At 65.3% G+C, this 9,245-nt stretch carries 12 protein-coding genes; 7 read left to right on the forward strand and 5 right to left on the reverse strand.

Features of this window, described 5'->3' with window-relative positions; all coding sequences use genetic code 11:
- Window positions 1-128 precede the first annotated feature (128 nt).
- Together ACUDP5_RS05910 and ACUDP5_RS05915 are read left to right on the forward strand one after the other, a co-directional pair.
- Window positions 129-1,469, forward strand: coding sequence for a CitMHS family transporter (locus ACUDP5_RS05910; protein ID WP_263910359.1), 1,341 nt, complete (start codon window positions 129-131; stop codon window positions 1,467-1,469).
- 25 nt (window positions 1,470-1,494) lie between these two features.
- On the forward strand, window positions 1,495-2,235 hold the full coding sequence (locus ACUDP5_RS05915) for an SDR family oxidoreductase (RefSeq protein WP_183006732.1): 741 nt from the start codon (window positions 1,495-1,497) through the stop codon (window positions 2,233-2,235).
- Window positions 2,236-2,276: 41 nt separating this feature from the next.
- Here the strand turns inward: ACUDP5_RS05915 and ACUDP5_RS05920 are convergent, their stop codons facing one another.
- The 3 genes from ACUDP5_RS05920 to ACUDP5_RS05930 form a co-directional block, all read right to left on the reverse strand.
- Window positions 2,277-2,675 (reverse strand): GCN5 family acetyltransferase, encoded by a 399-nt coding sequence (locus ACUDP5_RS05920; RefSeq protein ID WP_263910361.1) that lies wholly within the window; start codon window positions 2,673-2,675, stop codon window positions 2,277-2,279.
- 87 nt (window positions 2,676-2,762) lie between these two features.
- Window positions 2,763-3,038 carry a helix-turn-helix domain-containing protein gene (locus ACUDP5_RS05925; RefSeq protein WP_025137003.1) on the reverse strand — a complete coding sequence of 92 codons (276 nt, stop codon included), beginning with the start codon at window positions 3,036-3,038 and terminating at the stop codon, window positions 2,763-2,765.
- 96 nt (window positions 3,039-3,134) lie between these two features.
- Entirely contained in the window at window positions 3,135-4,061 is a 927-nt protein-coding gene (locus tag ACUDP5_RS05930; protein WP_025137004.1) for a LysR family transcriptional regulator, read from the reverse strand.
- Between the two features lie 123 nt (window positions 4,062-4,184).
- Between ACUDP5_RS05930 and ACUDP5_RS05935 the strand changes: the two genes are divergently transcribed.
- From ACUDP5_RS05935 to ACUDP5_RS05945, 3 genes are read left to right on the forward strand one after another with little or no spacing between them, the layout of a single operon-like run.
- Window positions 4,185-5,543 (forward strand): MFS transporter, encoded by a 1,359-nt coding sequence (locus tag ACUDP5_RS05935; RefSeq protein ID WP_445658368.1) that lies wholly within the window; start codon window positions 4,185-4,187, stop codon window positions 5,541-5,543.
- A complete protein-coding gene (locus ACUDP5_RS05940) occupies window positions 5,540-6,058 on the forward strand; it encodes a GAF domain-containing protein (protein WP_445658369.1) in 519 nt (172 codons plus the stop codon). The genes ACUDP5_RS05935 and ACUDP5_RS05940 overlap by 4 nt, the downstream gene beginning before the upstream one ends.
- A gap of 13 nt (window positions 6,059-6,071) precedes the next feature.
- On the forward strand, window positions 6,072-7,325 hold the full coding sequence (locus tag ACUDP5_RS05945) for an amidohydrolase family protein (protein ID WP_445658370.1): 1,254 nt from the start codon (window positions 6,072-6,074) through the stop codon (window positions 7,323-7,325).
- Between the two features lie 61 nt (window positions 7,326-7,386).
- Here ACUDP5_RS05945 and ACUDP5_RS05950 read toward each other — a convergent pair whose 3' ends face one another.
- Window positions 7,387-7,836 carry a hypothetical protein gene (locus tag ACUDP5_RS05950; protein WP_263910366.1) on the reverse strand — a complete coding sequence of 150 codons (450 nt, stop codon included), beginning with the start codon at window positions 7,834-7,836 and terminating at the stop codon, window positions 7,387-7,389.
- A 480-nt stretch (window positions 7,837-8,316) separates the two neighbouring features.
- On the opposite strand from ACUDP5_RS05950, the gene ACUDP5_RS05955 reads away from it, so the two are divergent.
- Together ACUDP5_RS05955 and ACUDP5_RS05960 are read left to right on the forward strand one after the other, a co-directional pair.
- Complete coding sequence (locus ACUDP5_RS05955) at window positions 8,317-8,520, forward strand: cold-shock protein (protein ID WP_025137012.1); 204 nt, start codon at window positions 8,317-8,319, stop codon at window positions 8,518-8,520.
- 42 nt (window positions 8,521-8,562) lie between these two features.
- Entirely contained in the window at window positions 8,563-8,820 is a 258-nt protein-coding gene (locus ACUDP5_RS05960) for a hypothetical protein (protein ID WP_445658371.1), read from the forward strand.
- A 217-nt stretch (window positions 8,821-9,037) separates the two neighbouring features.
- Here the strand turns inward: ACUDP5_RS05960 and ACUDP5_RS05965 are convergent, their stop codons facing one another.
- The gene (locus ACUDP5_RS05965; RefSeq protein ID WP_263910369.1) at window positions 9,038-9,208 is read right to left on the reverse strand and encodes a hypothetical protein; all 171 of its coding nucleotides are present in this window, start codon (window positions 9,206-9,208) and stop codon (window positions 9,038-9,040) included.
- Window positions 9,209-9,245 lie beyond the last annotated feature (37 nt).

The following is a 9,245-nucleotide window of genomic DNA, read 5'->3' on the forward strand; positions in this document are numbered from 1 at the left end:
AACCCCCAACCGGCCCCGACCCCAATATTTCCGACAGGTTCCAGACAGCTTTTCTTCCTAGTCTTGCGCCCCAGCGCCCTGCAAGCCAAGGCCGCACATAACAACGACTAGTCGGAGATACCCCCCTCATGCTTCTGACCCTGCTCGGCTTCGGCATGGTGATCACGTTCATGACGCTGATCATGACCAAGCGCCTGTCGCCCCTGGTTGCCCTGATTCTCGTCCCCATCATCTTTGCCCTGCTCGGCGGCTTCGGCGCCGGCATCGACAAAATGATGCTCGACGGCATCCGCAAGATCGCGCCCACCGGCGTCATGCTGATGTTCGCCATCCTGTACTTCGGTGTCATGATCGATGCCGGCCTGTTCGACCCCATCGTCGGCCGCATCCTGCGCGCCGTCAAAGGCGACCCCCTGAAGATCGTCGTCGGCACCACCGTCCTCGCGCTCGTCATCTCGCTGGACGGCGATGGTTCGACCACCTACATGATCGTCGTCGCCTCCATGCTGCCGCTGTACCGGCGCCTGAAGATGAACGCCCTGTCCATGACCTGCCTGGCCATGCTCGCCAGCGGCGTCATGAACCTGACGCCGTGGGGCGGCCCCACCGCGCGCGCCGCCAGCGCCCTGCACGTGGACGCCGGCGACATCTTCGTGCCGCTGGTGCCGGTCATGGGCGTGGCCATCGTCGCCATCCTGATCCTGGCCTTCTTCCTGGGCCTGCGCGAGCGACGCCGCCTGGGCGTGCTGTCGTTGCCCGACGGTGCCTCGCTGCATGCCGGCTACGACGAAGACGGCCCCAAGAATTTGCCCGAGATCGAAGTCGACCACGACCTGCGCCGCCCCAAGCTCCTGTGGGTCAACGCCGGCCTGACCCTGGCGCTGATGGTCAGCCTGGTGCTGGGCGTGCTGCCGCTGCCCGTGCTGTTCATGATCGCCTTCGCCGTGGCGCTCATCATCAACTACCCCAACCTGGCCGAGCAGCGCCGCCGCGTGGCACAGCATGCCGGCAACGTGCTGTCGGTGGTGTCGCTGATTTTCGCGGCGGGCATCTTCACCGGCATTCTGTCGGGCACCGGCATGGTCGAAGCCATGTCACGCAGCCTGCTGGCCGTGATTCCCGACGCGCTCGGCCCCTACCTGGCCGGCATCACCGCGCTGGTCAGCCTGCCGTTCACCTTCTTCATGTCCAACGATGCCTTCTATTTTGGCGTGCTGCCCATCCTGAGCGAAGCCGCCCAGGGCTATGGCATCAGCCCGGTGGAAATGGCGCGCGCGTCCCTGATAGGCCAGCCCGTGCACTTGCTCAGCCCGCTGGTGCCTTCCACTTATCTGCTGGTCGGCCTGGCCGGCGTGGAATTCGGCGACCATCAGCGCTATTCGCTCAAGTGGGCCACCATGGTCTGCCTGGTGATGCTGGCTGCTGCCCTGGCATTCGGTCTGTTCCCCCTGGTCGGCGCCGTCGCCTGATCCGTTTCGTCAAAGGAGGTCGTTCATGGCTTTGCGCATTGCTTACGTCACCAGCGGGATGGGCCACACCGGCACCGCGATCTGCCAGGCGCTGCACCACGCGGGGCACCGCGTGGTGGCCGGCTGCGGGCCGCGCTCGTCTCGCAAGGACCACTGGCTGAAGGAACAGAAGTCGCTGGGCTACGACTTCATCGCGTCCGAAGGCGACGCCACCGACTGGGCCTCGACCGAGGCCGCCTTCGCCAAGGTGCGCCGCGAGGTCGGCGACATCGACGTGCTGGTCAACAACGCCGGCGCCATGCTGGACATGCGCTTTCGCCAGATGAGCCACGCCGACTGGTCGGCGGTGCTGCGCAGCAATCTGGATACGCTGTTCAACAGCACCAAGCAGGTGGTCGACAGCATGGCCGACCGGGGTTGGGGCCGCATCATCAACATCGGTTCGGTTGCCGCCGAGAAAGGCCAGATCGGCCAGATCAACTACGCCACCGCCAAGGGCGCCGTCATCGGCTTCACCCGGTCGCTGGCGCAGGAAGTGGCTGCGCGCGGCGTGACGGTCAACCTGGTGTCGCCCGGCTTCATCGCCGACGACACCGTCAAGGCGTTTCCGCCCGCGTTGCTGGACCGCATCATCGAAAGCGTGCCGGTCGGCCGGCTGGGCACGGCCAAGGACCTGGCCGGGCTGTGCGCCTGGCTGGCCTCGGACGAGGCGGCATTCGTGACCGGCGCCAACTACGCCATCAATGGCGGCGTGTACATGAGCTAGGGCTTTGCACCGCGCTTGGCGCCTTGCGGCGCCCGCGGGCCTTATTGGCCCCGGCTTCGCAGGAAGTCGGGGATCGAGGTGGCGGTGCGCTTGCAGTCCGCCAGCCATTCCACGCGCCATTCGGTGACGCGTTCGACGGTGATGTGCTCGAACACACCCGGCGTCGGTTCGCCGATGCATTCCCGTTGCCGTACCAGCACCAGCGGATGCTCGGCGCCCGGCGTTTCATCCGCGCATTCGGCGGCTTCCTCGAAGGTGGCGAAGGCGTAGTAATAATCATCGCCCTCGTGCAGGTCTTCGCCACCGGCATGGGGATGCACCCACACCCGGTACTCCAGCACGTCGTCATAGAAATAGCCGCCGCCCGAATGGGTCAGGGCGGGGTATTCGCCGACCAGGTCGGGGTCGATGGCAGCGGGATAGGCGGGCTGGGACGTCATGGTGGGGCTGGGCGTAAAGATCGCGGGATGACGAGTGTAATCGGCGCTTCAGCGTTGCCTCGTTACCGAGCCGTGCATTTGTCTGTGTTACACGTCGATTTGATCGAACTGGATACCCAGCGCAGCAGCGATCCGCTCGCGCGTGCTTCGTCTGGGGTTGGCACCCGGTGCTTCCATCGCGGCGTAGCTGGGTTGTCTTATGCCCAGACGAATCGCCATGTCGGTTTGGGTCACTCCCAGGTATTCGCGCCAGGCACGTGCGATGCTCCAGCCGTTGCCACTCATCAGCATGACGACTTCGTGCGGAATCGTACCGTCGGCGGGAATGTGTCCCACAGGAATAGTCGGAGAGTTCTTTCGCATGCCATGACGTTCCGGTAGAAGCCTGGCTTCATATTTACGTGGACCTACCGGCAGGCGCAAGGCGGTGCAAGTCTTACAGGACGATGTCCGGTGTATTTACGTCGCATTTTCCCCACTCGCAAACATGTCCACCAGCGTCTGTCTCAACCAGCGCTGCGCCGGCACGGTGTCGTTGCGTTGATGCCAGAACAGGCTCAGGATCCGCGGCGGGGCGTGCAGGGGCAGCGGCATGGTGTGCAGGTAGGGCGCGTGCGGCGATTGTGCGCCCAGGTTGCGCGGCAGCACGGCCAGCATGTCGGAATGGCGCACCATCTCGTAGGCAACACCATAGTGGTTGACGGTGGCCACCACGTTGCGTGACAGGCCGCGCGCGGCCAGGTAGATGTCATAGGACGGCAGGGCGGTGCCGGCCAGGCTGACGTCGACGTGGCGCGCCGCCAGGAAGGCGCGGGTGCTCAGGCGTTTCATGGCGGCCAGCGGGTGGCCGGCGCGCATGAAGCAGGCATAGTCCACCCGCCACAACGAGCGTGAGCGGATGTGGTTGGCGTGCTGGGCTTCGTTCACGTAGACGCTCAGCACGCAGTCTACGCGGTTGTCTTCCAGCTGGTCGGCGATGTTCAGCACGGTATTGGGCATTGTGCGCACGCGCGCCAGCGGGGCGACCTGCGCCAGATGGTTGCACAGGCGCGGCATGACGACGCCGGCGGTGTAGTCGGACATCGACAGGCTGAATTCCACCGAGGCCAAGGCCGGGTCGAAGGCCTGCGCGTCCAGGGCGCCGCGCATGCGGCCCAGGGCTTCGCCCAGCTCGGCCCACAGCACGGCGGCGCGCTGGGTCGGCATGACGCCATTGCCGGACCGCACGAACAGCGGGTCCTGCAGCCCGTCGCGCAGGCGGGCCAGCGCGTTGCTGACGGCCGGCTGGGTCATGAACAACGCATTGGCGGCGCGCGTGACGCTGCCTTCCGTCATCAGGGCTTCAAACACCTTGAGCAGGTTCAGGTCGAGCGTACGGAAGGTCATGGCAGGTCATTCACATTGGTGATGCGGGGCATCATAACTATAAATTGGTGCGATAAAACCCCGCGTGCCTATCATGCGTTCTCTCATCCAGTACGGCCCAAGCCGTCGACCAAGGGGAACCGCATGTCCATGATTTCGGGACGCATCGAGCGTCTGCCGTTCGCGCATTTCCATAGACACCTGCTGCTGATGGGCGGGCTGGGTTACATGTTCGATGCCATGGATGCCGCGGTGCTGGCGTTCATCCTGCCTGTGCTGCGCAAGACCTGGGAACTGTCCAGCGTGCAGATCGGCCTGCTGGGCAGCAGCACCTATATCGGCTTCTTCTTCGGCGCCTTGCTGGCCGGTACCCTGGGCGACCTGATCGGGCGCCGCACCGTGATGATCTGGGCGCTGGCGCTGTATTGCGCGGCCTCGCTGGTCAGCGCCTTCGTGAACAGCTGGCCGCCGTTCTTTGCCGCGCGCATCGTCGCAGGGATCGGCACCGGGGCCGAGAGCGCCATCATCGCGCCGTACCTGGCCGAATTCGTGGCCCGGCGATTCCGCGGCAGTTTCACGGGTTCGCTGGCGGGATTTTTCTCGTTCGGGTTCGTGGCGGCGGCGTTGCTGGGGTATTTCATCGTGCCCGCGCACGACGAAGGCTGGCGCATGGTGCTGGTCATCACGGCGCTGCCGGTGGTGATGCTGCTGTGGTGGCGCCGGGCGTTGCCCGAGTCGCCGCGCTGGCTGGAAAGCCGGGGCCGCACGGACGAAGCCTCGCGCATCCTGGACAGGATCGAGGCCGATTTCGTACGCCGGGGCCATGCGCTGGCCGTTGCGCAGCCCGAACCCGCCGTGGCCAGCAGCAAGAGCGGCACGCTGCGCGAGAACTTCAGGTTGCTCCTGGCCGGGCGCCAGGCCCGCATCACCATCATGACGTGGATCATGTGGCTGTCGATCACGTTCAGCTATTACTCATTCTTCGTCTGGATCCCGGGCCTGCTCGTCGAAACGGGCATGAGCATCACCAAGAGCTTCTCGTATTCGCTGGCGATCTATTGTGCGCAGGTGCCGGGCTACTTCAGCGCCGCCTGGTTCAACGAGAAGATCGGGCGCCAGGCCACCATCGCCACCTACATGCTGCTGGGCGGGGCCAGCGCGCTGGGCCTGGCGTTTTCCAGCAGCAACGAGCAGATCATGCTGGCCGGCATCTGCATGTCGTTCTTCATGAATGGCACCTATGCAGGCGTGTACGCCTACACCGCCGAGGTCTTCCCGACCGCGGTCCGTACGACTGGCGCGGGCCTGGCATCGGCCATCGGGCGGGTCGGGGCGATCGTGTCGCCGATCCTGGTGGGCTACCTGTATCCGAATTTCGGCTTCATGGGGGTGTTCGGCGTCACGACCGTCGTGCTGCTGCTGGGCGCCGCCGTGGTCGTGTTGATGGGCGTGCCGACCCGAGGCCGCTCGCTCGAGGAAATCGCCGCAGGAGAAACGCAATGAAGACGATCCGCACAAGCCCGCCGGCACCGGTGGCGCCCGAACTGGACGCGGTGGCAAGCGCCCATGCCGCCACCGATCAGCCGCAGGCGGTATTCGCCGCCGTCGACCGTGCGCTGGCCGTGCAGATTGGCCATCGGTTGTTCACCATCCTGGCCTACGACCCCGACACGGCGCTGGCCACCCGGCTGTATTCGAACCTGCCCGACGCTTACCCGGCCGGCGGCAGCAAGACCGTGGCGCCGGGGCCGTGGACCGAGGCGGTGCTGGATCGCGGCGACGCCTATATCGGACACACGCTGGACGACTTGCGCCAGGTGTTTTCGGACCACGCGCTGATCGATTCCCTGGGCTGCCAGAGCGTGCTGAACATGCCGATCCGCTGGCGTGGCCGCACGCTCGGATCGCTGAACCTGCTGCACGCGGCCCACTGGTACGGCCCGGCCGATGCCGCCGCATGCCGCCCGTACGCGCAGCTGGCGCTGCCGGCGGTCCTGCCGGCCCTGTTGACCCTTTGATTGCGGGAGCATCATGCAAACCTTATTGTTCAAGAATGCCGCGCTGCTGGACCCGGCCCATGGCCAATTGCAGGGCGACCACGATGTGCTGGTCGAAGACGGCCTGATCAAGGAAGTGTCCGACCGGCCCTTGCAGGCCGCCTCGGCGCACGTGATCGACCTGAAGGGCAAGACCCTGATGCCCGGCCTGATCGACCTGCACGTGCATGTGATCGCGGTGGAACTGAACCTGGCGCAGCAGGTGCACATGCCCAACGTGCTGGTGACGTTCCGGTCGGCGCCCATCCTGCGAGGCATGTTGCGGCGCGGCTTCACGACGGTGCGCGACGCCGGTGGCGCCGGCCACGCGTTCAAGCAGGCGGTCGAACTGGGGCTGGTGCAGGGGCCGCGGCTGTTCGTGTCCGGCCGTGCACTGAGCCAGACCGGCGGCCACGGCGACATGCGGACCCGCAGCGATTTCCTGAACGATGATTCGCCGTGTCCGTGCTGCGTGCGGGTCGGCGCGTTGGCGCGGGTGGCGGACGGCGTGGACGCAGTGCGCCGGGCCGTGCGCCAGGAACTGCAGATGGGCGCGGACCAGATCAAGATCATGGCGTCGGGCGGCGTGGCCTCACCGACCGACCCGGTGGGCGCCTGGGGCTATTCCGAAGACGAGATCCGCGCCATCGTGGCCGAGGCGCACGGCCGCCAGACCTATGTGCTGGCCCATGCCTACACGGCTGAAGCCATCGCCCGCGCGGTGCGTTGCGGCGTGCGCACCATCGAGCACGGCAATCTGGTCGATGCCGAGACGGCCCGGCTGATGGCGCAAAGCCAGGCTTTCGTGGTGCCGACACTGGTGACGTACGAAGCGCTGGCCAGCGAGGGCGGCGACTTCGGCCTGCCGCCGGAAAGCGTGGCCAAGATCTCGCAGGTGCGTGATGCGGGGCTGCGCTCGCTGGAGATCTACCGCGACGCGGGCGTGAAGATGGGCTACGGCAGCGATCTGCTGGGGCCGTCGCAGCGCCTGCAGAGCGATGAATTCCGTCTGCGCGCCGAGGTGCTGGGACCGCAGGCGGTGATCGCCAGCGCTACGCGGGTGGGGGCCGAGGTGCTGGGCATGCAGGGCAAGCTGGGCTGCATCGCGCCGGGGGCCATCGCTGACCTCCTGGTGGTCGATGGCGATCCGCTGCGCGACGTGTCCTGCCTCTTGGGCCAGGGTGAGCGGATTCCGCTGGTGGTGCAGGGCGGCAAGGTGCAGTTCGACGACCTGCGCCTGGCCGCCTGATCCGGCAGAGGCCCGACGCCCTGAGGGGGCTGCCGGCGTGTTGACGCAGGGGCGCGCCCGACTAGCGCGCCAGTTTCATCGAGACGTCGGTATGCGTACCGCGATCCAGGTCGGCGCCCAGCGGCATGGTGCATTCCGGCAGGGTAAGCAGTTCGCGGCCGATTTCGCCGGCTTCGATGCGGCGCGCGATATCGTCGAGCAGCAAGGTGCGCGTGGCAAAGCCCTGGCCCTGCAGGTTCCTGGCATTCAGGCGATAGGCCAGATTGGGCTCGCTGCCCTTCATGACGCCCAGATCCAGGATCTGTCCGTGTTCGTTGCGGATCAGCAGATGGTCGGGACGCGCGTAGATGCGGTAGATGCGCCACGGCGATGAGATGGCCGCGTGAGTGGGCCGGGAATCCGTGTGCGACGCGCTGCGTGGCGAGCCGCCAGGCGGCGGGCTCGAAGCGGTGGGCAGCAGCTTGACGCAGGCGTTGGCGAAGCGCGCGACAGAACGCCTGAAGGCGCTCATGTCAGCGCAGCCGATAGCGCGCGGACGGGGCGAGGGAAGGGCGTCGAAAACTGCGGATCGTGCGAGTGCTGCTGCGGCTGCTTGTTCATGGCCGTGCTCCTGTGCATGGCGATGCGGCGAGGGACGCGCGTTCAAGCACCATTCTTTGCAGGATACGCGCTTTACCGGTCGACCGTATGAAAATGCCCAGGGTGTTACGCATAAAGCGGGTTTAACGCCCCAATAGCGTAATTTCTGCGGGATATAAGGCCATTTTTCAATGTAAACCCGGCAATAGTTGCGTGCAGATTTAATAAGGGTGGTAATTGGAAACGCTGATTGACATTAGGTGCCCCTGCACCCATAGTGGACTTGAAGCTTTTCGAGCATCGTGATTATCGTCCGGTCTTGCTCCCCCCTGCGGGGCGCTTCATTGTTCGCAGTCCTTTCCTTGACAGGCTCACTCTCGCGGGCGCTGTCCGCTATTTAAAGGAAGGGATTATGGAAACCGGAATCGTCAAATGGTTCAACGATGCCAAAGGCTTTGGCTTCATCATGCCCGAGAACGGCGGCAAGGATTTGTTTGCCCACTTCTCGGAAATCGTGAGCGACGGCCACAAGGTGCTGCTTGAAAACCAGCGCGTCAGTTACGTCACGGCTCAGGGCGCCAAAGGCCCCCACGCCACGCAAATCCGCACCTTGTGAATGAAGGCCCCGTGGGGCCTTTTGATCAATGACGGGAGGCTTATGCTTCACAACAACATGGTTTACAAGGGCTACCGGCTGACCGCCGCGGTATCCCGCATTTCGGTGGGCGGCTCCAGCCGGCCCGCATTCACCGCAACCGTGGCCGTGGAACTCGCTGCTGACCAGGATCGTCTCGGCGAACCCTATGTCGTGCCGCTGTTCGCATCGGGCGGCTTCGTGTCCAGCCCGGGCATGGCAGTGGATGCTGCGATCAATCATGGCCGCACCGTGGTCGACGCGCATGCCAGACCGGCATGAACGTTAGCGCCGGCGCTGCGCCACCCCGGCGTATGCGCATTGCGGCAATCCAAACAACATGGCCGCCCAGGGCAACCGGGCGGCCTTCTTGTTTTTCAGCGGTGCCAACGCCAGGGCGACTAGTGTGTCGGCGCAAAGGCATCGGGCGCTGCGGGCGATGAGCCCGTCAGACTACAGGGCAAAACGGGCGGACCGGTAAAGCGGGCCGCAGAGACATTCAGGTGCTTTGCGCGTTGGACGAAGCGGGGGCCTTGTCCTTGTCGACCTGCGCTTGCTTGCGTGCAGCGTCTTCTTTCTGTTGCTGGGTTTGCTGCTCTTGCTGCTTGTTGGGGGTCTGGTTCTGGTCCGGTTGGCTGGACGAAGCCTGGTAGCGGGTAGGGAAAGTCATGGTGCGTACCTCTTGGGTTGGTGCGGCGAGATGCCAC

It is taken from the genome of Achromobacter sp. NCFB-sbj8-Ac1-l (assembly GCF_052695805.1).